Origin of the sequence: Nocardiopsis codii, from assembly GCF_036327455.1 — a bacterium.
GTDB classification, from domain to species: domain Bacteria; phylum Actinomycetota; class Actinomycetes; order Streptosporangiales; family Streptosporangiaceae; genus Nocardiopsis; species Nocardiopsis codii.
In genome coordinates this window covers 310,589-334,161 of the sequence record NZ_JAUZMY010000001.1, presented here as the reverse complement: position 1 = coordinate 334,161, position 23,573 = coordinate 310,589, and the positions used below count along the sequence as shown (strand labels likewise).

Sequence of the window (23,573 nt, the reverse complement as noted above, 5' to 3'; positions counted from 1 at the left end):
ACCTCCACAAGTCCGGGGCGTACGGAACTGTGCGCCCCGCCCTCCCATCGGGATGCCCGCATCACGGACAATGGATGGTGATCCACTCCCACCGCCTCCCCGAGGGGAACCGCCCATGCCCGCCGCCGGAACGAAGAAGCACGTTCGCCACAGGGGTCTGACTGCCCGCGACCTGGCACTCATCGCCGTGTTCGCGGCGCTCATCGCCGCGCTCAGCGTCACCGTCGCCATCCCCTTCCCGGGCTCCCCGGTGCCGGTCACCCTCCAGACCCTCGGCATCATGCTCGCCCCCAGCCTCCTGGGCTGGAAGCGCGGCAGTCTGGCCGTCGCCACGTTCGTCGTGCTCGGCCTGGCGGGTCTGCCGCTCTTCGCGGGCGGGAGGGGCGGGCTGGCCGCCCTGGCGCTCCCGTCCTCCGGGTTCATCGTGAGCTGGATCCCCGCCGCCCTCGCCATCGGCCTGCTCACCGACCTGATGCTGCGCAACGGCCGCTACGTCCTCTGGCAGGGGCTGCTGATCAACGCCGTCGGCGGCATCGCCGTCATCTACGCGATCGGCCTGCCCTGGCTCGCCGTCGCCGTGCAGAGCTGGGAGATCGCGGCGGTCTCCGGGGCGACCTACCTGGTCGGCGACGCCGCCAAGGTCGTCCTCACCGCGCTCATCGCCTCCATGGTCTTCCGCGCGTACCCGATCCCGCCCGCCGGGCGGCCCGTCCACGACGGCGGGGCGGTCCCGTCGCCGGACACCGACGGCGGAGCCGCCTGATGCTGCGCCTCCAGGGGGTCTCCCACTCCTACGACGACCGCGCCGTCCTGCGCGACGTCACCCTCGACCTCGCCGAGCACCGCATCGGCGTGATCGGGGCGAACGGATCGGGCAAGTCCACGCTCGCCCGCACCCTCAACGGCCTCGTCGTCCCCGATGAGGGCCGGGTGACGCTGGGGGAGTGGGACACCCGGCGCCACGCCAAGCACATCCGGCGCAGGGTCGGATTCGTGTTCTCCGACGCCGCCAACCAGATCATCATGCCCACGGTCGCCGAGGACGTGGAGATCGGCCTGCGCTCCCTCAGGCTGGGGCGGGAGGAGACCGCCCGCCGGGTCGACGCCACCCTGGCCCGCTACGGCCTCGACGGCCACCGCGACCACCCCGGGCACCTGCTCTCCGGCGGACAGAAGCAGCTCCTCGCCCTGGCGTCGGTCCTGGTCACCGAACCCGAGGTGCTGGTGTGCGACGAGCCCACCACCCTGCTCGACCTGCGCAACACCCGCATGGTGCACCGCACCCTCGACGGCCTCGACCAGCAGGTGGTCCTGTTCACGCACGACCTCCACCTCCTCGACGGGTTCGACCGCGTCCTGGTCATGGAGGACGGCCGGGTGGCCTTCGACGGGGTGCCCGGCGACGCGGTGCCGTACTACCTCAAGCTCATGGACGAGGCCGACCGGGGGTCCGACGCGTGAGCGCGATCGGCCTGTACGTCCCCGGGACCGGCCCGCTCTACCGGGTCCCGGCCGGGGCCAAACTCCTCGGGCTGCTGGCGGTCGGCGTCGGGCTCGTCGCCGCCGCCGACCACCGGATCGCGGTCGGCGCGCTGGCCGCGTCCCTCCTGCTCTACCCGGCGGTCGGACTGGCCCCCGCCCGGGCGGGGGCGGTGCTGCGCGCCCTGTGGCCGTTCCTGCTGGCCGTCGCCCTGTTCCAGGTCCTGTTCGGGGAGTGGGAGACGGCCGTGCGCCTGTGCGCGCAGCTGGCCGCGCTCGTGCTGTTCGCCAACGTCGTCACGCTCACCACCCGGGTGCGCGAGATGCTCGACCTCTTCGAGCGCACGGCCCGCCCGCTCCGGCACGTCGGGGTCAACCCCGACCGCGTGGCCCTCGTCCTCGCGCTGACGGTCCGCTCCATCCCGATGGTCGCCGCCGCCTGGAGGATGTCCCAGGAGGGCTACCGGGCGCGGGGCCTGTCGGGGCGCCCCCACCTGCTCGTGGTCCCGGTGATCGTCCAGCTGCTGCGGATGGCCGACGCGACCGGGGAGGCGCTGGTCGCCCGCGGGATCGACGAGGAGACGCGGACCTGACGGGTCCCGTGCGAAGCGCATGCCACGGACACATGACGAGACGTGAGCATGTGGTACCGATTGGATATCGGATCGTCGCCGATGGGGCACGCGGGTGGATAATTACGGCACAGTCCCCCTGCCGCGCCAACGAACCGGTGATAGCGTGCCCCGGCGTCCCCCCGCCGACATCATCCGAACCTGGTCCGCCGCCACGACGGCGATCTCCCTCGTCGCACTCACGGCCCTCGCCGTCCCCGGCGCCACCCTGGCCGCCGGAGGACTCTCCGCGCCGGACCCCGCCCTGGTCCGCGCCCTCCTCGCGGACAGCGCCCTCCCCCTGGTGCCCTACGCGCCCCTGACCGGGCCCGCCACCGGAGGCGAGACCCTCAGCCCCGCCCAGCGCGACGACCTCTCCGCGCGGATCGGGGCCCTGGCCGACGAGCACCCCGCGGACTTCGCGGTCGCCGTCCAGGACCTGCGCACCGGAGCCACCTTCAGCCACGACGCACACGAGCAGTTCCCGACCGCGAGCGTGTCCAAGCTGACGATCCTCACCCTGCTGCTCCTGCGCGCGGAGGAGGAGGGGCGTCAGCTCACCGCCTCCGAGGAGGCGCGGGTGGAGGAGATGATCCGCTACAGCGACAACGAGGTCACCGACGGCCTCTACGCCGGCATCGGCTTCACCGACGGGTTCGCCGGCGGAGTCCGGACCCTCGGGTTCACCAACACCGACCCCGACCCTCACGGGGTGTGGGGAGCCACGATGACCACCGCCGCCGACCAGATGAGGCTGCTGCGGGTCCTGTACGTCGACGAGGGCCCCCTCTCGGCGGAGAGCCGCGCGTACGTCCGCGGGCTGATGGAGTCGGTCGCACCCGAACAGGCCTGGGGGGTCTCGGCCTCCGCCGACCCGGGGGACACCGTCGGCCTCAAGAACGGCTGGACGCCCCGCGAGGGCAACGGCGGCCTGTGGACCATCAACACCGTCGGCTACGTGAGCGGCCCCGGCCACGAGTACCTCATCGCGGTCCTGTCCGACGGCCACCACGACTACGCCACGGGCGTGGCACTCGTGGAGGAGGTGTGCGGGACGGTCACGGAGGCCATGGAGGACGCGCGCGGCGTCGGCGGCGGCGTCCCCGCGGACGTCGAGGACATCGCCCGCTGACCCCGCCCACCGCGGGCCACCCCGGCCCCCGTCAGCGGCCAGGGGATCCGGGCCCGGGCACACGCGAGCCCCGACCGGACGGTGCCGGGCGGGGCTCACAGTGCCGGGGGCCGCCGTGGGACGGAGGCTCCCGGCGCACGGTCTAGTCCAGCGGGCCGCCGGCCACGTAGATGACCTGACCGGACACGAACCCGGCCTCCTCCCCGGTGAGGAACGCGACCGTGTTCGCGATGTCCTCGGGGACGCCCACCCGGCGGACCGGGATCTCGGCCTCCTTGAACGCCTTCATGTCCTCGTACTTGACGCCGATGCGCTCGGCGGTGGCCCGGGTCATGGCGGTCTCGATGAACCCGGGGGCGACGGCGTTGCACGTCACGCCGAACTTGCCCAGCTCGATCGCGAGGGTCTTGGTGAACCCCTGGAGACCGGCCTTGGCGGCGGCGTAGTTGGCCTGGCCCCGGTTGCCCAGCGCGGAGGAGCTGGACAGGTTGACGATGCGGCCCCAGCCGTTCGCGGTCATGTGGGCCTGGGCGGCCTTGCTCACCAGGAACGAGCCCCGCAGGTGCACGTTCATCACGGTGTCCCAGTCGTCCGCCGACATCTTGAACAGGAGGTTGTCGCGGAGGACCCCCGCGTTGTTCACCAGGATCGCGGGCGGGCCGAGGCGTTCGGCGACGGCCGCGACGGCGGCGTCCACCTGGTCGGCGTCGGACACGTCGCAGCCGACGGCGAGGGCGGTGCCCCCCTCCGCGGTGATCCGGTCCACGACCTCCTGGGCGTCGGACTCCTTCAGGTCCAGGACGGCGACGGCCCGGCCTTCGCGCGCCAGGCGCTCAGCAGTGGCGGCGCCGATCCCACGGGCCGCTCCGGTCACGATGGCCACACGAGGCGTTGGGGACATGGTGTTACCTCCAGAATTCACGTGGTGGGCGCGACAGAATCCTATCCACATCCCTACCGGTCGGTAAGTGGGCGGGTGTCGGCGGTGGCCTTCCGGCGAGGTCAGTGGCGCGTTCCGCGGAGGAGGCGCGATCCGGTGAAGTTGGTCCCCCGGTTTCCCTGCACTTTGTCGGGGCTTGGCCTACGATTGCCACCAGGACCGAGATGCACGTGCATACGAGACGTGCAGCGGCACGGGCCCGAAGGTTTCCCCGCGGGATCACGGCGGTTTTCGGGACGTGTCGTCGCTGCGTGCCACGGTGCGTCAGGGAGGAAGTGGAAGGCATGGAGTGTGCGGAGGCGGTGGCGGAGCCTGCCGGCGGATGGTGGCTCAAGGTCCTGACGCACGGTTCCCGGCGCTGGAACACCCCGGTCTGCGGCGACAGGCACGACGCGGTCACGTGGAGCTTCGCGCCGAGGCCGCGCGCGGTGGCCGCCGCACGTGAGATTTCCGAGGCGCTTCTCCACGAATGGGAGATGCAGCACTTGTCGGATGATGTCGCGGTGGTCGTTTCCGAATTGGTCACGAATGCGGTCCGCCACGGCGGGCCCCTACCCTTGACCAGGCAGAGCGAGGGCGGTATTCAGCTCTCGCTCATGCGCAGCGGCAGCGAATTCATCTGCGCCGTCCGTGACGGCGGCGATCGGCACCCCCGGAGAAGGGAAGTGGATCTGACCGTGGAGGGCGGGCGCGGACTTGCCCTGGTCAGTGCTTTCGCGCGAGAGTGGGGCGTGATTCCCACGCCCCCCGGTGGAAAGTTCGTTTGGGCGCAATTCGCGTGATCCGGTCGGAGGGGTCCCGCGACGGACCGGCTCCGCCCCGGGGAGCCCTTCGACCCGTCGGGGGCTCCGGTCGTGCGACCCGCCGCCCACGGCGGTGGCGGGCGGCGGTCTCCTCCGGGGCCGTCGGAGGGATCGTCGGCGGAGTACCCGGGTGCGGGGGCGCTTCGGCTATATCGTGTACATGTAGTGTCTTGACCTCAAGGCAAAGGTGTCCCGCCACCCCGGATACCCTTGTGCGGGGAATGACAGAGAGGCGGCGAACGTGGATATCGCTCGATTGCGCAAGGGGAGCGGCCCCACCGTGCGTCGCATGCTACTAGGGCACGAGCTTCGTAAGCGTCGCGAACAGCGGGGTATCACCCGCGAGGACGCGGGGAACCGGATTCGGGCCTCCGCGTCGAAGATCAGCCGGATGGAACTCGGCCGGGTCGGTTTCAAGCTGCGCGATATCGAGGACCTCCTCAAGATGTACGGGGTCTCCGACCGTAAGACGATCAAGGAATTACTCGAAGTCGCCCGCGAATCCAACAAGCCCGGGTGGTGGAAGGAGTACGGCGACTCGCTCCACAAGTGGTTCATCCGCTATGTGGGCTTCGAGGAGGCCGCGGACCACATCCGCATCTACGAGTCCCAGTTTGTACCGGGGCTGCTCCAGACGGAGGAGTACGCGCGGGAGATCATCTCCGGCGGTGTGGAGACCGACATGGTCACCGAGCAGCGCATCGAGGCGAGACTGCGCAGACAGAAGCGCGTCGAGAACGACACGAACATGCGCATGTGGGTGATCCTCGACGAGGCGGCGGTGCGCCGGCCCATCGGTGTCATCAGCCGCGGCCCGGAGATCATGCGCCGCCAGATCGAGCACCTGATCCACCTGAGCAGCTGCCACGACAACATCACGCTCCAGATCATCCCCTTCTCCGTGGGCGCCCACGCGGCCGAGGCGGGGTCCTTCACCCTGCTGCGGTACTCGGAGTTCGAGCTCGCGGACATGGTGTACCTGGAACAGCTCCACGACGGCGAGCTCATCGACCGCCGCAACGTGGTGGAGGCCTACACCAAGGCGATGACCCGGCTGAGCGTGGCCGCGGCCACCCCGGACGAGACGCTGGACATGCTCAAGGAGATCCTGGAAGACCTCAAGTAGCCGTTCGCCGTCGACCGCGGAGGGGCGGATCGATGGTGGCGGAAGAAGAACGCAAGGCCCGCTGAGTCGGGCCTTTCGAGATGTTGAAGGGCCCTGTCCACTGGACAGGGCCCTTCTGTCCGTTCCCTCTGTCGACCCGGGTGAGGGCGTGGCATCCGGGTCGGCGAGTGCGGAGGGGCGCCGCGCGGCGGAACTCCTCCGGGTGCTCCGAAACCCCCGACGGTGCGGTCGGCGGGGCCGGGTGCTAGCTGAGCAGGTTGTCGAAGTCGCCGTCCTTGGCGCCCAGGATCATGCAGTCGATCTCCTCCTGGGTGTAGACCAGCGCGGGGCCGGACGGGAACCGGGAGTTGCGCACGGCGATCGAGCCATCGCTGAGGCGGGCCATCTCGACGCAGGCGCCCTGGGAGTTGCTGCGCTTGGCCTTCTGCCAGGCGACGTCGGTCAGCTCGGTCGCGGTGATGCCGTTGTGTGCGGTCATGCTGTGCTGTGCTCCTTCGGATCTGCGAGGGGAACGTCCGTGCCGATGCACCGCCAAATGCACGTGCATCGGCACCGACAAGTCCCAAGCATAGCGTGACCCTCGCCACTTGTCCGGGGCTTTGGCTCTATGTAAGCGCGGTGTAACCCGAGTGCCGGAGGGCTGTTTTCGGAGTCGGGCAAAGGGTGCGAACGGGGCGCGAAGCCGTTCGGCGGGGGAGGCGCACAGACGCGGGCCCCACCGGTCCGGCGTAGACCGGAGGGGTGGGGCCCGCGGGGAGGGGGGTCGACCGGAGCGGAGCCCGTGTCAGACGCCCGGGGTCAGGAGCAGCCCAGGGCGGTGGTCAGCGCGGCCAGGTTGCCCCGCATGATCGACGGGTAGTCGTCGCCGGGGGAGTCGTCGGTGACGCCCTCCAAGGGGTCGAGCACCCTCACCTCGGCGCCGGTCTCGGCGGCGATCGTCTCGGCCGTCGCGGGGGGCATGAGCGGCTCGGTGAAGACCGTGGTGATGTCTCGCTCCCGCACGATGTCGGTGATCGCGGCGATCTGCGAGGGGGAGGGCTCGGTGTCGGGGTCCACCCCGCTGACGCCGACCTGCTCCAGGCCGTAGGCCTCGGTCAGGTACGTGAACGCGGTGTGCCCGACGACGACGTCGTGGTGCTCGCAGGAGGCCAGGCCCTCCTCGTACTCCTGGCCGATCGCCTCCAGCTCCGCCGTCACGGACTCGACACCCTGCTCGTAGGTGTCGGCCCCCTCGGGGTTGACCTCGCTCATGCGGTCACCGAGTGCGCGGGCGGTCTCCGCCATCAGCTCCACGTCCAGCCAGAAGTGGGGGTCGTGCTCGCCGTGGTCGTGTTCCTCCTCGTCCGCGTGGCCCTCCTCCCCGTCCTCCTCGTGGCTGTGCCCGTCCTCCTCGTGGCCGTGCCCGTCGTCCCCGTGGTCCGCGTCCGCCTCGCCGGCGGCCCGCAGGTGCACGACGTCGCCCACGTCGAGGGCGCTGTCGGCCGCCTCCTGTGCGATCGCGTCGTCCACGGCGGGCTGGAGGCCCTCGACGTAGAAGGCGATGTCGGCCTCGCTGACCTCGCCGACCTGGCGGCCGGTGAGCTCCAGGTCGTGCGGTTCGGTGCCGGGGTCGGTCAGCTGGGTGACGGCCACCCGGTCTCCGCCGATCTCCCTGGCCAGCCACTCCAGCGGGTAGACGCCGGTGACCACGGTCAGGTCGGCGTCGGCGGGGGAGACACCGGGGTCGTCCGTGCCGCCGTCGCCGCTTCCGCAGGCGGTGATCATCATGAGTGTCGCGGCGCCGAGGGCGGCGGCCCGCACGGTTGTCCCTGTTCGCATGGGTCAATCATCGGGATAATGAAAACGGTTGTCAATTTGTCCGGTTGTGGAGGATGTCTCCTGAATGTCGGAAGCCCTGTGTCGCGGGGCTACACGATCTCCGAGAACCGCTCGACGTCGTCGGTCCGGCCCGCGACCACGATCACGTCCCCCTTGTTCAGCACCGTCTCCTGGGTCGCGTACGTGAACTCCTCACCCATGCGCTTGATCGAGACCACGGTGATCCCGTACTCCTGCCGCACACCCGTCTCGCGCAGCGACCTGCCCAGCAGTTCCTTGGGGGCCCTGGTCTTGCCGAGGGAGAACCCCTCCTCCAGTTCCACGTAGTCGAGCATCTGCCCGGACAGCAGGTGGGCCACCCGCTCGCCCATGTCGTGCTCGGGCAGCACCACGTGGTGGGCGCCCACCTGCTCCAGGATGCGGCCGTGCCGGCGGCTCGTCGCCTTCGCCCAGATGGTCGACACCCCCATGTCCACCAGTTGCGAGGTGGCCAGGATGCTCTCCTCCAGGTGGGTGCCGATGGCCACCACCGCCCGGTTGAAGTTGCCCGCGCCGACCTGGCGCAGTGCCTCCTCGTCCGTGGCGTCGGCGATCACCGTGTGGGTGAGGGCGTCGGCGTAGGTCTGGACCAGGCGCGGGTTGGAGTCGACGCCGAGCACGTCCCAGCCGCGGTTGACCAGCTCGAGCGCGAGGGAGCTGCCGAACCGGCCGAGGCCGATGACCAGCACGCTCTTGTCGTCGTTCCTGTTGCGGTGTGGCACCGATGACTCCTGTCTGTGCGGCTCAACCGATGATCGGCCTGGCCTCGGCGAGATCGTAGCGCCGGCGGCGGTCGCGGAAGGCCAGGGCGGTCGCGACCGTGATGGGGCCGATGCGCCCGGCGACCATGAGCGCCACGAGCAGGCACTGGGCCCACTGGGGCAGGTCGGGGGTGATGCCTGTGGAGAGCCCCACCACACCGAAGGCGGAGACCACCTCGAACAGCACCGGGAGGAAGTGGAAGGGGGTCGCCTGCATGAGCAGCAGCGCGCTGAAGGCGACGACCGTCGCGGACAGGAACACCAGGCTCAGGGACTGGCGGATCACCCCGGGCGGGAGCTGGCGGTCGAAGACGTGCACCTTGTCGTGCGCGCGGATCTCCGCCAGCACCACGAGGAAGATCACGGCGAGGGTCGCGACCTTGATGCCGCCCGCCGTTCCGGCGCTGCCGTTGCCGACGAACATGAGCATGATCGTCAGCAGGAGCGTGGAGTCCTGCATGTCACCGACCGGTACGACGTTCAGCCCCCCGCTGCGCGGCATCACGCTGTGGAAGAAGCCGTCGGTGAGCTTGTCCGTCCAGTGCATCGCGCCGAGCGTCGCGGGGTTGCCCCACTCCATCGCGGTGATGAGCGGGAAGCTCCCCAGGAAGAGGATGGCCGTGGTCGTGATGGTGATCTTGGAGTGCAGGCTCCACTTGCGGGGTTCGCCGAGGTTGCGGCGCAGTTCGAGCAGGACGGGCAGTCCGAGGCCGCCGAGGATCACGGCGAAGGCCACCGGCAGCAGGATGAACGGGTCCCCGGAGAATCGGGTCAGGCTGTCGTCGTACAGGGAGATGCCGGCGTTGTTGAACGCCGAGATCGAGTGGAACAGGCCGGAGTAGGAGGCCTCGCCCAGGGTCATGTCGTAGCCCAGCCACATCCGCGGGGCGATGAGCAGGAACGTCAGGCCCTGGAGGACCAGGAAGACGACGGCGACGCGTCCGACGACGCCGGACACGTCCCCGATCCACAGGCTCCGCGTCTCGGCCTGGACGTTGAGCTGGGTCCGCAGCCGGAAGCGGTGGATCATGGCCGTGCCGAGCACGGACGCCAGGGTCATGATCCCGATGCCGCCGACCTGCATCAGGACGAGTACGACGATCTGTCCGAAGAGGTTGAGGTCGTGGCCGACGGAGATCACGCCGAGCCCGCACACGGCCAGGGCGGAGGTGGCCGTGAACAGCGCGGGGACGAACCCCAGCCCCTCGCTCCCGGGGGTGGCGAGCGGGGTCATCAGCAGGCCGGTGCCGACCAGGTCGACGGAGAGGAAGACGAGGAGGAAGACGCGGGCGGGTTTGCGCCAGGCGAGGAGTTCGCGTGAGGGGCGCCATGCCAGGCGCGGACGGAGGCGGGACTTCGGTGACCGGGGGTGGGGGAGCACCCTACGGACCAGTGCGCCGAGGCTGCCTCCGCGTGGGCGGGGGCGTTCGCTCACCGGGTGCGCAGCCCGGAGTCGTGTGTGGATTCCACCGGATTTCTCCTCCTTCGACGAAGCGCGAACGATTCTGTCAAAGGTTGCGGGCTCGGTCACGCCGACTGCCCGTATCGGAGGGGAACGGAGGCCTTCCGGCCGGAGCGCCCGGCGGGAGCCCGGTCAGGGGTGTCTGCCGCCCTCGTGGTCGGCGTGGCCCGGCGGTTCGAGTTGCAGGGTGGAGTGCTCGACATCGAAGTGGCCGGTCAGGCAGGCGCGCAGCTCGTCCAGCATCCGTCCGCTGTCCCGGAGGTGCTCCTCGGCGACCACCACGTGCGCCGACATCACGGGCACCCCGGAGGTGATGGTCCAGGCGTGCAGGTCGTGGACGTCCAGGACGGCGGGGTGCCCCAGGAGGTGGTCGCGCACCTCCTTGAGGTCCATGCCCTTGGGCGTGGCCTCCAGCAGGATGTGCACGGCCTCGCGGAGCAGGGCCCAGGCTCGGGGCACGATGATCGCGGCGATCCCGAGGGACACGAGTGTGTCGACCTGGCCCCAGCCGGTCGTCCAGACCACGATGCCGCCGACGATGACACCGACGGAGGCGAGGGCGTCGCTCATGACCTCCAGGTAGGCGCCCTTGACGTTGAGGCTCTCCTTGGCGCCCGAACGCAGGACGAACAGTGCGGCGATGTTGGCGACCAGGCCGAACGCGGCGACGGCGACCATGCCGGGCCCCGACACCTCGGAGGGGGACCGCAGGCGGTCGACCGCCTCCATCACGATGAACCCGCAGAGCAGGAACAGCACCAGTGCGTTGACCGCGGCGGCGAGGATCTCGGCGCGCTGGTACCCGAAGGTGCGTTTGCTGGTGGCGGGACGGGCGGCGATCCAGACGGCGGCCAGGGCGAGGGCGACGCCGAAGGAGTCGGTGACGGTGTGCCCGGCGTCGGCGAGCAGCGCCAGGCTATCGCTGTACGCGGCGCCCGCGACCTGGACCACGGCGACGGTGAGCATCATCGCGAGGACCAGTGCGAGCCGTCCGCTGTTGGCCGCACCTGCGGTGATCCCGTGTCCGTGTCCGTGCCCGTGTCCCGCTCCCATGGGCGCCTCCTTGGTTCCGCGTCGTCACACCGTGCGCTCGGCTGCCCTGGGCGATGGCACCGACAGTTCAGCCATCACTGTTTATACAGCCAAGGCTGTCTATACAGCAAGCTATGTACAATGGTTTTCATGTTGACCTCCGAGCAGCGCCTGTCCGCCATCCACCGGCTCGGACGTGCACTGTCCGACCCGACCCGGTCCCGCCTCCTCCTGGCCCTCCTCGAAGGTCCGAACTACCCGGCCGCGCTGGCCGAACAGCTCGGGCTCACCCGGCAGAACGTCTCCAACCACCTCGCGTGCCTCCGCGACTGCGGACTGGTGCACACCCAGGCGCGCGGCCGCCAGGTCAGCTACGAGCTGGTGGACGAGTCCCTGGCGCACGCGCTGGAGGACCTCCTGCGCGTGGTGTGGGGGACCGCCCAGCCGCACGAGCCCCTGGAGGAGCAGCGGGTGGGCTGATCCCCCACTCCTTCAGGATGCCCCGGACGGACCGGCTCTCCCGGTTGTCCACAGGCCGTTTTCCGAGAGGCGCCACGACCGGGGCTGCGGCTCCTCGTTTCGGTGGGCCGGAATGGATCTCTGTGATGCCCGTTACAGGGCGCGTCCACTTCCGGTCGGCAGAAGGCCCACCTCACCCCTGGAAACTCCGACTTACGGCGGGTGACCCTAACTTTGGTCAGGGCTTGACCCCGACAGAAGGTTGACGCACCCCTGAGAGTCCCCTGAACCGGGCGGAGTTGGCCGAGCTTCCGATATAACGCGACGTATTCTGAATCGTGCGCCAGTCGGATGCTCCCTCTGTGCCGCACACGGCGGACGGACAACCTGCGTCCCCACCATCACCACACGTTCGAGGACCGGTCACCAGGCCGCAGTGACGGCGTGCCCGCCCGACGGTCGCCGGAAAGCGCCCGACGACCACACCACGGCCTGCTCCCGTGGTCCGCAGCGAACTAGGAGCGAAAACCTCTCATGTCCAGATCGGCCACAACGGCCCGTGGTACGGGCCGTCCCCCGGCAGGGACCGCCGCCAGCCGCTCGGAAGGGGCCACGGTATGAACCGCCTCGCGGTCATGTCGCTCAAGAACCGGGCGCTGGTCCTGCTCGTCACCCTGGCCGTCCTCTTCTTCGGTGTCCTCGCGGCCGTGTCGGCCAAGCGGGAGCTGTTCCCGGAGATGTCCCTCCCGATGGTGATGGTCTCCGGCACCTACCAGGGCGCCTCGCCCCAGGTCGTGGAGAACCAGGTCACCGAGCCCCTGGAACAGGCCGTCCAGGGCGTGGCGGGCGCCACCACGGTCACCTCCACCTCCAGCACCGGATCCTCCCAGGTCACGGTCGAGTTCGACTACGGCTCCGACCAGGACGACCTGGTCCGCCAGACGCAGATCGCGGTCGACCAGATCTCCGGGATGCTTCCCGAGGACGTCAGCACCAGCGTCATGTCGTTCAGCACGGACATGATGCCGGTCATGATGCTCGCGGCGGGCGCCGAGGACGGCGACGACCAGTCCATGGTCGAGCCCCTGGAGACCCACCTCGTCCCCGAGATCGAGTCCATCCCGGGCGTGCGCTCTGCGATGGTCACCGGCGCCGTCGGGTCCGACGTCGTCATCAGCCCGGACGCGGACGAACTCGCGTCCGCCGGGCTGTCCGCCCAGGACCTCACCCAGGCGCTCCAGTCCAGCGGCCTGCTCCAGCCGGGCGGTGACATCGACGCCGACGGCCGCACCCTGAGCGTGACCACCGGCGAGCAGTTCACCTCCGTCGAGCAGATCGAGGACGTCTGGGTCCAGCCCTCGGCCGCGGCCGGCGACATGTCCGCCGCCGCGCCCGGCGCGCCCCCCGCGGCCCCGCCCGGCCCGGTCCAGATCTCCGAGATCGCCGACGTCGAACTCGTCCAGGACGAGGCCACCTCCCTGGCCCGCGTCAACGGCGACCCGAGCATCGGCATCATGGTCATGGCGACGCCCGACGGCAACACCGTCGAGGTGTCCGAGGGCGTCCAGCAGGTCCTCGACGACCAGGCCGACGTCCTCGGCTCCAACATCGACATCAGCGTGGTCTTCGACCAGGCCCCCTACATCAACGAGTCCATCCTCGCGATGGTCGAGGAGGGCGGCATGGGCCTGGCCGCCGCCGTCGTCGTCATCCTCGTCTTCCTCCTGTCGATCCGCTCCACCCTGGTCACCGCGGTGTCCATCCCGGTGTCGGTCCTGATCGGGTTCCTGGGGATGCAGGCGTTCGGCTTCAGCCTCAACATGCTGACCCTCGCCGCCATCACCATCTCCATCGGGCGCGTGGTCGACGACTCCATCGTGGTGCTGGAGAACATCCGCAGGCACCTCGACTACGGCAAGGAGCGGATGGAGGCCGTCAGGACCGGTGTGCGCGAGGTCGCCGCCGCCGTGGTCTCCTCCACCCTCGCCACCATCGCCGTGTTCCTGCCGCTGGCCTTCGTCGGCGGCATGGTCGGCGAGCTCTTCATGCCGTTCGCGGTCACCGCCAGCCTGGCCCTGGCCGCCTCGCTGGTCGTGTCCATCACCCTCATCCCGGTGCTCTGCTACTGGTTCATGCGCCCCAAGGACATCGGGGACGCCACCCAGGAGCAGATCGAGCGCGAGGAGAACGAGCGCGAGCGCAAGGGCGTCCTCCAGCGCGCCTACCTGCCGGTCATCCGCTGGATCACCACCAAGCGCAGGACCGCGACGATCACGACCGTGTTCGCCTCGCTCGTCATCTTCGCGGGCACCGTCTTCATGGCCACCAACCTCGAAACCGACTGGATGGGCCAGTCCGAGGAGAACTCCTACGCGATCGTCCAGGAGCTCCCCCCGGGCACGTCCCTGGAGGAGGCCGACACCGAGGCCGTCAAGGTCGAGGAGGCCCTGGCCGGGTTCGCGTGGGTGGACTCGTACCAGACCAACGTCGGCGGCGGCGGCATGGCCGGGATGATGGGCGGCGGCGGAAGCAGCCAGATCGACTACACGGTCACCGCCGACCCCGACACCGACCAGGCCCGCAACCGCGAAGTGCTCCGCGACACCCTCGAGAACCTGGACACCGAGCACGAGCCCATCCTGAGCAGCATGGGAGCCATGGGGGGGTCCGGCATCGAGGTGCAGGTCAGCGCGGACGACCAGGAGGTCCTCTCCGAGGCCACCGGCATCGTCGAGGACGAGCTGAGCGCCATCGACGGCACGGCCGACATCACCAACAGCGTCGCCGCCGAGCAGTCCTCGCTGGAGGTCAGCGTCGACGGCGAGGACGCCGCGGCGGTCGGTCTCACCGAGGCGGCGGTCGGCCAGCAGGTCACCGCGGCCTTCAACGGCCAGAACGTCGGAACGGTCACCCTCGACGACACCCGTCGCGACCTGGTGGTCCGCTTCGACGAGGCCCCGCAGACCGTGGCCGACCTGGAGGACCTGCCCGTCATGGGCGCGACCGGGGCGGTCCCGCTGTCCGACGTGGCCACGGTCGAGGAGGTGCTCCAGCAGCCGGAGCTCACCCGGATCGACGGCATCACCAGCGCCACCGTGTCGGCGAGCGTCACAGCCTCCGACCTGGGCGCGGTGAGCGCCTCCATCACCGAGGCACTCGACGGGCTCGACCTGCCGGAGGGCGCCACGGCGACCCTGGGCGGCGTCAGCCAGGACCAGTCCGAGGGCTTCGCCTCGATGATGCTGGCGATGCTCGCCGCGGTCGTGATCTGCTACCTGATCATGGTCGCGACCTTCAAGAGCCTGCTCCAGCCGCTCATGCTGCTGATCTCGATCCCGTTCGCGGTCACCGGCTCGCTGGGCCTGCTCCTGATCACCGGCAACCCGCTGGGGATCGCCGGCATGGTCGGCATGCTGATGCTCATCGGTGTGGTCATCACCAACGCCATCGTCCTGATGGACCTGATCAACCAGAACCAGAACAACGGGATGCCGCTCAGCGAGGCGATCGTGGAGGGTGCCCGCCACCGTCTGCGGCCGATCCTCATGACGGCGCTCGCCACCATCGCGGCACTGACCCCGATGGCCCTGGGGGTCACCGGCGGCGGGGCGTTCATCTCCGCGCCGCTGGCGATCGTGGTGATCGGCGGCCTGCTGACCTCGACCGTGCTGACACTGGTCCTGGTCCCGGTCCTCTACCAGCTGGTGGAGTGGTCCAAGCAGCGCCGCGCCGCACGGAGCGCCCAGCGCGCCGAACGGCGCCGCGACCGCGCCGCCCGGAAGCGGGCGGCCGGGGACGGCACGTCCGACGGCGACGCGTCCGGTGCCGAGCGGACCGAGGAGCGGGTCGGCTCCTAGCCCACCGGTTCCACCTGCTCCAGGGGGCACTTCGCGCGTCGCGCGGGGTGTCCCTCGCCGTTTCCGCGGACCGCCCTCCTCCGCTGTGAGCTGGGCGGACCTCGCCCGGCCGCGGTGCCGCACCCGTTCGGGGCCGGGGCCGGCCGGTTCCGCGCCCGGCTCGGGGCGGCGGGCGGGGCCGGGGGCGGCCCCGCGCGGCTCCGCTCCGTCACCGGAGCGGCGATTTGTGCAATCCGCGCACTACAGGCAGGCTGCGACACATGACAGAAACGAACAAGAGCCTCGACGACCTGGTCCGTGACGAGCTGGGCCAGGAACCCTCACAGGAGGCCAAGGACTACGCGCGCGAACTCTACGAGCGCTACCGGCTGCCCGCGCCCACCGAGGACGGTGGTACGCAGGGGGCGGTAGAGGCCCGGACGGAGGAGTGACGGGGGCTCCCACACCCGCGGGCCCCGAGCGGACGGCGGTGTCCGGAACGGGCCGCCCGCCGGCGGCCCTACGCCGGGGCCGCGTCCGCGGGGCCGGCGCCGCAGTCCCACACCAGCTCGAACCAGACCCTGCGTCCCATCCCGTCGGCGCGGGGCTCGGTGCCCCACTTGCTGGACAGCGCCTCGACCAGGTCCAGGCCCCGGCCGTGCTCGGCCGTGTCATAGGGGTCCCGGTGCTGGGGTTGCGGCGCCTCCTCCACGTTCCCCAGGTCCCGTACCTCCACCCGCGCCCAGCCGGGGGCGAGGTGGACGCTGACCTCGAACTTGCCGGTCGCCCGGCCCGAGGCGCTGTGCGTGATGGCGTTCGTGGCGAGTTCACTGGTCAACAGTGTCGCCGTGGTGAGTTCCGGTGAGGCGGCCAGCTGTCGGGCGACGAACCTCCTCGCGTACGCGATCTGGCTCGGCAACCCCGGGAACCGCCGCCTCGCGGGCCTGCGGGCGGTGTCGGTGCTGTGCGGTATCTCGTCTTCCATAAGACTCGCCGGACTGTGTAAGGGACTGGGCAGAGGGGCCGGGTGCGGGAGCGCGTCCGGCGACGGGGGGAGGGCCCTGTGGGCGGGGCCGTGCGCGTGACGCGCGACGAGTGGTCCGAGGGGGCTCTGGGATGCTGCGGGCTCACACATTGGGTTCGCTCCCCGATGACGTGTGTTCGCGGCGGGCATGGCAACGGAGTGCCGGGTCCTCGAGGCGTCCGTGCCCGCGTGGGCGGGTCACGGCGCGGAGCGGACGCGCAGGGCGAAGCCCCCTGGAGCAGGGAGGGAAGCGGTACTGCGCCACAACTGTGCAAGGGAGGCGGCAGGCGGTGGGGGAGAAGCCGCTGGGCTTCCCGAGGGACGGTGGTGGGGCCTGGGGCGGGCCGTGCTGCATGCTCATGTCTGGTATCGGATGTGCCCTACGACACTGAAGGGCGTATTCGCGCTCAGCATACGCTCTGTGCCTCCCTGGAAACCCAGCCGACCTGGCTTGGTCAGGATAACCCCGACTGAGCTGCCCAAAGAGGGGCTCCCGCCCGATGGTGCGGAGGGCCGGGGGCGGATAACGGCGGGGATTCGTGACTCATGGGACTTGCGGGTTTTGGTAACGATTGGGTTAAGTCCCCCCGATTCTGGTGCTTCCCGCAGTCTTGCGTACGCCATGTCCGACCCGACAAGGTATGAGGCATGGCCTCCCGCTCCCCGCTGCCCCCCGGCCTCGGTATCGAGATCGACCGCTCAGTACGCCTCGCGGACGAGGGGCACCTCCTCCTCGGCGGGTGCCCGCCGCGGGCCGTCCGCCTCGCTCCGGGGCAGGTGAGCGCCCTGATCCGCTGGTTGAGCGGCGCGGTGCCCGCGGGAGCGGCCGAGGGCCTGCTCGCCCGAGACCTGATCCGGTCCGGACTCGCCCACCCCCGCCCCCTGCCCCTCGCGCCCGGACGTACCGCCGACGTGGCGGTCGTCGGTCAGGCCGGGCCCACCGCACTGGGCACCACTCTCGACCACCTCGCCGAGTTCCATCCGGACCTGCGCCCGGTGGTGGTCGGCGCCACCGGGGCCTGCGCCTGGACCGCGCGCCGGCGCGGTGCCCGCGTCGTCCCCGGCCCGTCCGGGGGCGCGGAGGCCCGGGCGGTGGCACTGCGGGCCTGTTCCGCGGAGTTCGTCGCCCTGGTCGAGTCGGGGGCGCGCCCCGCCGCCGGTTGGCTGGACACCGCCCTGGGACACTTCGCCGACCCCCTGGTGGCGGCGGTGGTGCCCCGCGTGCTCACCGAACGCCCGCGCTTCCTCGGCCACCTGCGCAGGTCGGTGGCGGCCGTCGCGGACCACGGCGCGGGCCCGGACCGCGGCGCCGACCCCGGGCCCGTCCTCCCCTGGGGCCACGGGACTCCCGACCAGGCGTGTGCCGGTGCTTCCGGCTCCGACGACCCGCTGAGGCCCGTCCCGGTCCTGGTCGTGCGCCGCTCCGTCGCCGACCTCGATCCCGGCCTGGGCCCGGCCGCCGTACTCGACCTGCTGTGGCGCCTCGCCGGGGACGGGTGGTCGGTGCGCTACGAGCCCAGGTCCCGTGTCCGGATGCCCCCCACCACCGACATGGGGGCCTACCTGCGCGCGTGCTTCACCTCCGGCGCGGTCGCCGGACCGCTGGCGCGCCGCTACGGGGGGTGGGCCAGCGGCCCCGAACTCTCCTGGGCCGGGGCGGCTGTCCTGGTCCTGGCGGCGTCCGGCCGACCCGGTGCGGCGCTGCTGGTCGGCGCGCTGGGCGGGGCGGTGGTCGCGGAAGAGGTGTCCGGCCGGGCGCGTGCGCCGCTGCCGGAGGCGCTGAGACTGACGGGGCTCGATCTGGCGCGCACCGCCCGGGCGGGCGCGCGTGCCGCGCGAACCGGGTGGTGGCCGGTGGCCGTCACCGCCGCGGTGGCCGGGGTCGCGGCCGGGGGGCGGGGGCCGGCGGCTTCCCGGCGTACGCCGGGTTCGCGCAGGGCGGGCCGGATCGCGGCGGCCGCCGGGGCGGCCCTGGTCCTGCCGCACCTGGCGGCGTGGCGGCGGGGGAGGGGGGCGTCCCTCGCGGGGCCTGTGACCTGGACCGTCCTGGGGGTGGCGGGTGACGCAGCCCGTTCGCTGGGCACCTGGTGGGGGATGGCGAGGGCTCTGTCCGCCGCGCCACTGGTGCCGCGACCGCGGCCTGTGGCGGTGGCCGGGACCGCGCCCTCGGGGGGCACTCCCGAGAGGTCGGCGGTGACCGGAGTTCAGCGCGGAGCACTCGTCATCGTTAGCCGTCGTTAACATCCACTACCCAGGGTGAGTGATCCCGTATTCGACCGATCAGCGTGCTTTGTGAGTGCGGAGGCGGTTCGCACGGGAGTGCTGTGCTCGACCGCAGCTGGTGGGATCAGTGTTTCGTGTGCGTTACTGACTATTGATGTTTGATGGCGCGTTTGTGTCGTTATGTCCAGTTCTGGGGTGGGGTCGGGGGGTCCTCGCCGGTCGCCCGGTTTCCGTTTGTGCAGGTCAGGGTCGATGATGATGACTGAGGGGAGTGGTGTCGCCGCTGTGTGTGTAAAGATTGACAAATCGGATGCATCCGGGTGGTCAAATGGGCACCGTTGTCTTTTCTTGATGGAGTGGTTACCGTCGAGTGTCTAGTGCTCCCGCAGACTCTTGACATTCCGGTCACGGATCGTGAATCGGATGGAATTGTGTTTTGGTAGTCACCGGGAGTTACCCCCACCGGTGGTCACGAGTTCGCGAAGGCTTAACGGTGGCACCCCACCGCTCAGTGCGCTCCGTGATCGTCGGTGCTCTCCGTCACGACCGCGCACACGAGACAAGCGCCGGGCTCGGCTGTGAGGTTCGGAGATAGTTTTGGGCAAGTTCCTGGCCAGGCGGCTGCTGAACTACGTCGTGCTGATCTTTCTCGCGACGAGTTTCGCCTACCTGCTCGCGGCCACCAACCTCTATCCGCGCGGTTACTTCGAGCAGATGCAGCCTCCGCCCACGGCCGAGGTGATCAACTCCCAGCTCGACACCCTCAACCTCAACGACGAGACCCCCCTGGCCGAACGCTACGGAGTCTGGCTCAGCGGTGTGGTCAAGGGCGACTTCGGGCAGAGCATCCAGGGGCGCGACGTCACCCCCCAGATCTGGATGAAGGCCGGCGTCACGCTGCGCCTCATCACGTTCGCCACGATCCTCGGCGCCGCCGTCGGCATCGCCGTCGGCGCCTACTCCGCCGTCCGGCAGTACCGGCGCTTCGACAAGGCCTCCACCGCCGTCGCCTTCTTCGTGCTCTCGGTCCCCACCGTGGTCATCGCGATCAGCGTGCAGGTGGGCGCCACCGCCATCAACGACCTCGTCGGCTTCCGGCTGCTGATCTTCTCCGGCGAGTACTCGGCGGGCTTCCGGGGGGAGTGGTGGGAACTCCTGCTCAACCGGATCCACCACGCGCTCCTCCCCACCATCGTGCTCGCGCTCTCCCTGTTCGCGGCCTTCGCCCGCTACCAGCGCAACATGATGCTGGACGTGCTCAACGCCGACTTCGTGCGCACGGCCATGGCCAAGGGGCTCACCCGCAGACGGGCGCTGTTCAAGCACGCCCTGCGCACCGCGCTGATCCCCACGATCACGTACTTCACCTTCACCTTCGGGATCATGGTGTCCGGCGCGACCTTCACCGAGAAGATCTACGGCTGGCACGGCATGGGCGCCTGGCTGATCGACTCGATCTCCCAGCACGACGTCCACGTGGTCGCGGCGGTCTCCTTCTTCATGGCGGTGACGGTCATGGCCGCGTCGTTCCTCTCGGACATCCTCTACGCCTGGCTCGACCCGAGGGTGCGGGTGTGACCGTGACCCACCTCCGCGCCACACCCGGCGACACCCGCGCCGACGTCGGAGCGCCCCGCCACTCGACCGCCCCGCACACCACCGCGGCTGCCCAGCTGGAGACCACGCCATGAGTACGACCGAAACGAGCACGGAGCCCGCACCGGCACCGGCCGTGCCCCCGGCGCCCAACCGCCTGAGGGACGTCGGGCGCCAGCTCCTGGAGACGCGGCGCGTCATCGTCGGGATCGGCATGCTCGCCCTGCTGCTGGCCATCGCCTTCATCGGACCGCTCGTGACCGGCTGGGACGTGGGGCAGCGCGACTACACCTCCCTGATCGACCCGCCCTCGCCCGAGCACTGGATGGGTACCAACCGCACCGGCCAGGACGTCCTCACCCAGAGCACCGCGGGACTCCAGCGGTCGCTGCTCATCGGTCTGCTCGTCGCCCTGCTCTCGACGGCCGTCGCCGCCCTGGTCGGTTCCTTCGCCGGGTACTTCGGAGGCCTCACCGACCGCGGCCTGATGTGGGTCGCCGACCTGGCCCTGGTCCTGCCCAGCTTCGTGGTCCTGGCCATCCTGTCCAAGCACTTCGTCGGCAACGGCGGCTGGATGGTCCTCGTCATCCTGCTGGCCGCGTTCAGCTGGATGGTCACCTCCAAGATGGTCCGCGGACTGACCATCTCCCTGCGCGAACGCGAGTACATCCACGCCGCCCGGTTCATGGGCGTCCCCCCACACAAGATCATCCTGCGGCACATCCTGCCCAACATGTCGTCCCTGCTCATCGCGGACGCCACGATCGCGGTCAGCACGGCGATCATCGGCGAGACCGCCCTGAGCTACTTCGGCCTGGGCGTGCAGGCGCCGGACATCAGCCTCGGCGTGGTCATCGCCGACGGGTCGCGGTTCGCCACCACGGCGTGGTGGATGTTCCTCTTCCCCACGCTCCTGCTGGTGGTGCTGGTGCTCGCGGTGAACATGATCGGGGACGGGCTGCGCGACGCCCTCGACCCTCAGTCCAAGTCGCGCCGCTCCTAGGGGGACAGCAACACATGAGCACCGAAACGGTCGCCGCCACCGACGTCGCCCGCGACGAGCGGACCGCGGACAGCCCGATCCTCGAGGTCACCGACCTCACCGTCACCTTCCCGGGGTTCAACGGCAACCCCGACGTGCACGCCGTCCGCGGCGTCAGCTACGCCGTGAGGAGGGGAGAGGTGCTGGGCATCGTCGGCGAGTCCGGCTCCGGCAAGTCCGTCTCCTCCATGGCCGCCATGGGCCTGCTGCCCGAGCACGCGAAGATCTCCGGCTCGGTCCTGCTGCACGGGGAGGAGATCCTCGGCCTGGACGACCGGGCCATGGCCGCCAAGCGCGGCAAGGTCATCTCCATGGTCTTCCAGGACCCGCTCTCCGGCCTCACCCCGGTCTACACCGTCGGTGACCAGCTCGCCGAGGCCGTCCTGGTCCACGACCCCAGGACCCCCAAGGCCAAGGCGCGGGACCGGGCCGTCGAACTCCTCGACCTCGTCGGCATCCCCAACGCCGCCCAGCGCTACCGGTCCTTCCCGCACGAGTTCTCCGGCGGTATGCGCCAGCGCGTCATGATCGCCATGGCGATGGCCAACAACCCCGACGTCATCATCTGCGACGAGCCCACCACAGCGCTCGACGTCACCATCCAGGCCCAGATCCTCGACCTGCTGCGCACCGCCCAGAGGGAGACCGGCGCGGCCATCGTCATGATCACCCACGACCTCGGCGTGGTCGCCGGCTTCGTCGACCGCGTCCTGGTCATGTACGCCGGCCGCCCCGTCGAGATCGGCGCCGTCGACGAGATCTACTACAACAGCCGCATGCCCTACACGATGGGCCTGCTCGGCGCCGTACCCCGCATGGACCTGGACCGCCAGGGCGCCCTCGTCCCCATCAAGGGCACCCCGCCGTCACTGTCCAGCCTGCCGCCCGGCTGCCCCTTCGCGCCGCGCTGCCCCATCGCGCAGCCCGAGTGCGAGATCGCCGAGCCCGACCTGCTCGCCATCGGCTCCCAGCCCAGCGCCGACACCATCCGCCTCGCCCACGGCGACGGGGAGGCCCCGACCGCGAGCAGGGTGTTCGACACCGGCGTCCAGCGCGTGGCGTGCATCCGCTCCGGCGAGATCGCCGACAAGGGCTGGACCGCCCAGGACATCTACCCCGTGCCCGAGATCCCCGAGGCCCCCGTCGCCGACGTTCCCCGTGAGGACCGGCCCGAGATGCTGCGGGTGGAGGGGCTGGTCAAGCACCACGCCCTCAACAAGGGCATGGTGTTCAAGCGGCGCGTCGGCACGGTCTACGCCGTGGACGGCATCGACTTCGACATCCGCGAGGGCGAGACCCTCGCCCTCGTCGGCGAGTCCGGCTGCGGCAAGTCCACCACCCTCATGCAGATCATGGACCTGGAGAAGCCCCAGGCCGGCGCCGTCACCGTCATGGGCAACGACGTGGCCGCGCTCAACAAGAGCGGGCGGTTCGCGCTGCGACGCGACATGCAGATCGTCTTCCAGGACCCCATGAGCTCCCTGGACCCCCGCATGCCGGTGTTCGACATCATCGCCGAACCCCTGCGGGCCCACAGGACCGGCACGGCCGAGGTCACCCGCCGCGTCTACGAGCTCATCGAGCTGGTCGGCCTCAACATCGAGCACGCCACCCGCTTCCCGTCGGAGTTCTCCGGCGGCCAGCGCCAGCGCATCGGCATCGCCCGCGCCCTGGCGCTGGAGCCCAAGCTGCTGGTCCTCGACGAGCCCGTGTCCGCGCTCGACGTGTCCATCCAGGCCGGCGTCGTCAACCTCCTGGAGGAACTCCAGGCCAGGCTGGGCCTGTCCTACCTGTTCGTGGCGCACGACCTGTCCGTGGTGCGGCACATCGCCGACCGCGTGGCCGTCATGTACCTGGGCCGGATCGTGGAGATCGGCGACACCCAGTCGGTCTACGCCAGCCCCGCACACCCCTACACCCAGGCGCTGCTGTCCGCCATCCCGATCCCCGACCCGGAGAAGGAACGCGCGCGTACCCACATCGTCCTGGACGGCGACCTGCCCAGCCCCGCCAACCCGCCCTCGGGTTGCAGGTTCCGGACCAGGTGCCAGAAGTTCACCACCCTCTCCGAGCCGGACCAGGAGAAGTGCGTGAACGTCGAACCGCAGATCCTCGCCATCAACGGAGGAGACCAGGGCGCCGCCTGCCACTACGCGGAGCGGCGTGAGGTCGTCTGACCCCCCCGGCCTG

Annotated in this window: 20 protein-coding genes; 13 read left to right on the top strand and 7 right to left on the bottom strand. The window is 70.4% G+C overall.

All coding sequences use genetic code 11. The features are described from left to right. Positions 1-115: 115 nt before the first annotated feature. The 4 genes from Q8791_RS01325 (at position 116) to Q8791_RS01310 (ending at position 3,222) form a co-directional block, all read left to right on the top strand. Positions 116-763, top strand: a complete 648-nt coding sequence (locus tag Q8791_RS01325; protein WP_330089684.1) for a biotin transporter BioY — start codon at positions 116-118, stop codon at positions 761-763. Then, positions 763-1,461, top strand: coding sequence for an energy-coupling factor ABC transporter ATP-binding protein (locus Q8791_RS01320; protein WP_330089683.1), 699 nt, complete (start codon positions 763-765; stop codon positions 1,459-1,461). The genes Q8791_RS01325 and Q8791_RS01320 overlap by 1 nt, the downstream gene beginning before the upstream one ends. Next, positions 1,458-2,072: an energy-coupling factor transporter transmembrane component T family protein gene (locus Q8791_RS01315; RefSeq protein ID WP_330089682.1), complete on the top strand. Its 615-nt coding sequence runs from the start codon at positions 1,458-1,460 to the stop codon at positions 2,070-2,072. Before Q8791_RS01320 ends, Q8791_RS01315 begins: the two co-directional genes overlap by 4 nt. A gap of 145 nt (positions 2,073-2,217) precedes the next feature. Next, a complete protein-coding gene (locus Q8791_RS01310; RefSeq protein ID WP_330089681.1) occupies positions 2,218-3,222 on the top strand; it encodes a serine hydrolase in 1,005 nt (334 codons plus the stop codon). 142 nt (positions 3,223-3,364) lie between these two features. Here Q8791_RS01310 and Q8791_RS01305 read toward each other — a convergent pair whose 3' ends face one another. Continuing rightward, positions 3,365-4,123 carry an SDR family oxidoreductase gene (locus Q8791_RS01305; protein WP_330089680.1) on the bottom strand — a complete coding sequence of 253 codons (759 nt, stop codon included), beginning with the start codon at positions 4,121-4,123 and terminating at the stop codon, positions 3,365-3,367. Positions 4,124-4,446: 323 nt separating this feature from the next. Here Q8791_RS01305 and Q8791_RS01300 point away from each other — a divergent pair, with 323 nt between their 5' ends. Beyond that, positions 4,447-4,944 carry an ATP-binding protein gene (locus Q8791_RS01300; protein WP_330089793.1) on the top strand — a complete coding sequence of 166 codons (498 nt, stop codon included), beginning with the start codon at positions 4,447-4,449 and terminating at the stop codon, positions 4,942-4,944. 310 nt (positions 4,945-5,254) lie between these two features. Beyond that, a complete protein-coding gene (locus Q8791_RS01295; RefSeq protein ID WP_330089679.1) occupies positions 5,255-6,091 on the top strand; it encodes a helix-turn-helix domain-containing protein in 837 nt (278 codons plus the stop codon). Positions 6,092-6,335: 244 nt separating this feature from the next. Here the strand turns inward: Q8791_RS01295 and Q8791_RS01290 are convergent, their stop codons facing one another. From Q8791_RS01290 to Q8791_RS01270, 5 genes are all read right to left on the bottom strand, one after another. Then, positions 6,336-6,569, bottom strand: coding sequence for a DUF397 domain-containing protein (locus tag Q8791_RS01290; RefSeq protein WP_267946165.1), 234 nt, complete (start codon positions 6,567-6,569; stop codon positions 6,336-6,338). Positions 6,570-6,889: 320 nt separating this feature from the next. Further along, the gene (locus Q8791_RS01285) at positions 6,890-7,909 is read right to left on the bottom strand and encodes a metal ABC transporter substrate-binding protein (protein ID WP_330089678.1); all 1,020 of its coding nucleotides are present in this window, start codon (positions 7,907-7,909) and stop codon (positions 6,890-6,892) included. 89 nt (positions 7,910-7,998) lie between these two features. Further along, complete coding sequence (locus Q8791_RS01280) at positions 7,999-8,670, bottom strand: potassium channel family protein (RefSeq protein WP_330089677.1); 672 nt, start codon at positions 8,668-8,670, stop codon at positions 7,999-8,001. 22 nt (positions 8,671-8,692) lie between these two features. Then, positions 8,693-10,090, bottom strand: a complete 1,398-nt coding sequence (locus Q8791_RS01275) for a TrkH family potassium uptake protein (protein WP_407941938.1) — start codon at positions 10,088-10,090, stop codon at positions 8,693-8,695. Between the two features lie 213 nt (positions 10,091-10,303). Beyond that, on the bottom strand, positions 10,304-11,224 hold the full coding sequence (locus tag Q8791_RS01270; protein ID WP_330089676.1) for a cation diffusion facilitator family transporter: 921 nt from the start codon (positions 11,222-11,224) through the stop codon (positions 10,304-10,306). A 120-nt stretch (positions 11,225-11,344) separates the two neighbouring features. Between Q8791_RS01270 and cmtR the strand changes: the two genes are divergently transcribed. From cmtR to Q8791_RS01255, 3 genes are all read left to right on the top strand, one after another. Further along, the gene (gene cmtR / locus Q8791_RS01265; RefSeq protein ID WP_407941937.1) at positions 11,345-11,683 is read left to right on the top strand and encodes a Cd(II)/Pb(II)-sensing metalloregulatory transcriptional regulator CmtR; all 339 of its coding nucleotides are present in this window, start codon (positions 11,345-11,347) and stop codon (positions 11,681-11,683) included. Positions 11,684-12,279: 596 nt separating this feature from the next. After that, a complete protein-coding gene (locus Q8791_RS01260) occupies positions 12,280-15,519 on the top strand; it encodes an efflux RND transporter permease subunit (protein ID WP_330089674.1) in 3,240 nt (1,079 codons plus the stop codon). Positions 15,520-15,779: 260 nt separating this feature from the next. Further along, the gene (locus Q8791_RS01255; protein WP_330089673.1) at positions 15,780-15,950 is read left to right on the top strand and encodes a hypothetical protein; all 171 of its coding nucleotides are present in this window, start codon (positions 15,780-15,782) and stop codon (positions 15,948-15,950) included. Positions 15,951-16,018: 68 nt separating this feature from the next. Here the strand turns inward: Q8791_RS01255 and Q8791_RS01250 are convergent, their stop codons facing one another. Further along, on the bottom strand, positions 16,019-16,483 hold the full coding sequence (locus Q8791_RS01250; RefSeq protein WP_330089672.1) for an ATP-binding protein: 465 nt from the start codon (positions 16,481-16,483) through the stop codon (positions 16,019-16,021). A 687-nt stretch (positions 16,484-17,170) separates the two neighbouring features. Between Q8791_RS01250 and Q8791_RS01245 the strand changes: the two genes are divergently transcribed. From Q8791_RS01245 to Q8791_RS01230, 4 genes are all read left to right on the top strand, one after another. Further along, entirely contained in the window at positions 17,171-18,763 is a 1,593-nt protein-coding gene (locus Q8791_RS01245; RefSeq protein ID WP_330089671.1) for a family 2 glycosyl transferase, read from the top strand. A gap of 579 nt (positions 18,764-19,342) precedes the next feature. Beyond that, positions 19,343-20,323, top strand: a complete 981-nt coding sequence (locus Q8791_RS01240) for an ABC transporter permease (RefSeq protein ID WP_330089670.1) — start codon at positions 19,343-19,345, stop codon at positions 20,321-20,323. 109 nt (positions 20,324-20,432) lie between these two features. Beyond that, positions 20,433-21,344: an ABC transporter permease gene (locus Q8791_RS01235; RefSeq protein WP_330089669.1), complete on the top strand. Its 912-nt coding sequence runs from the start codon at positions 20,433-20,435 to the stop codon at positions 21,342-21,344. A 14-nt stretch (positions 21,345-21,358) separates the two neighbouring features. Beyond that, positions 21,359-23,560: an ABC transporter ATP-binding protein gene (locus Q8791_RS01230; RefSeq protein WP_330089668.1), complete on the top strand. Its 2,202-nt coding sequence runs from the start codon at positions 21,359-21,361 to the stop codon at positions 23,558-23,560. Positions 23,561-23,573 lie beyond the last annotated feature (13 nt).

Coding starts and splice junctions, on each gene's coding strand:
- Q8791_RS01290 (WP_267946165.1), bottom strand. CDS start 6,569: ATGACCGCACACAACGGCATCACCGCGACCGAGCTGACCGACGTCGCC.
- Q8791_RS01270 (WP_330089676.1), bottom strand. CDS start 11,224: ATGGGAGCGGGACACGGGCACGGACACGGACACGGGATCACCGCAGGT.
- Q8791_RS01250 (WP_330089672.1), bottom strand. CDS start 16,483: ATGGAAGACGAGATACCGCACAGCACCGACACCGCCCGCAGGCCCGCG.
- Q8791_RS01245 (WP_330089671.1), top strand. CDS start 17,171: ATGGCCTCCCGCTCCCCGCTGCCCCCCGGCCTCGGTATCGAGATCGAC.
- Q8791_RS01320 (WP_330089683.1), top strand. CDS start 763: ATGCTGCGCCTCCAGGGGGTCTCCCACTCCTACGACGACCGCGCCGTC.
- Q8791_RS01325 (WP_330089684.1), top strand. CDS start 116: ATGCCCGCCGCCGGAACGAAGAAGCACGTTCGCCACAGGGGTCTGACT.
- Q8791_RS01260 (WP_330089674.1), top strand. CDS start 12,280: ATGAACCGCCTCGCGGTCATGTCGCTCAAGAACCGGGCGCTGGTCCTG.
- Q8791_RS01235 (WP_330089669.1), top strand. CDS start 20,433: ATGAGTACGACCGAAACGAGCACGGAGCCCGCACCGGCACCGGCCGTG.
- cmtR (WP_407941937.1), top strand. CDS start 11,345: ATGGTTTTCATGTTGACCTCCGAGCAGCGCCTGTCCGCCATCCACCGG.
- Q8791_RS01295 (WP_330089679.1), top strand. CDS start 5,255: ATGCTACTAGGGCACGAGCTTCGTAAGCGTCGCGAACAGCGGGGTATC.
- Q8791_RS01285 (WP_330089678.1), bottom strand. CDS start 7,909: ATGCGAACAGGGACAACCGTGCGGGCCGCCGCCCTCGGCGCCGCGACA.
- Q8791_RS01255 (WP_330089673.1), top strand. CDS start 15,780: ATGACAGAAACGAACAAGAGCCTCGACGACCTGGTCCGTGACGAGCTG.
- Q8791_RS01300 (WP_330089793.1), top strand. CDS start 4,447: ATGGAGTGTGCGGAGGCGGTGGCGGAGCCTGCCGGCGGATGGTGGCTC.
- Q8791_RS01305 (WP_330089680.1), bottom strand. CDS start 4,123: ATGTCCCCAACGCCTCGTGTGGCCATCGTGACCGGAGCGGCCCGTGGG.
- Q8791_RS01230 (WP_330089668.1), top strand. CDS start 21,359: ATGAGCACCGAAACGGTCGCCGCCACCGACGTCGCCCGCGACGAGCGG.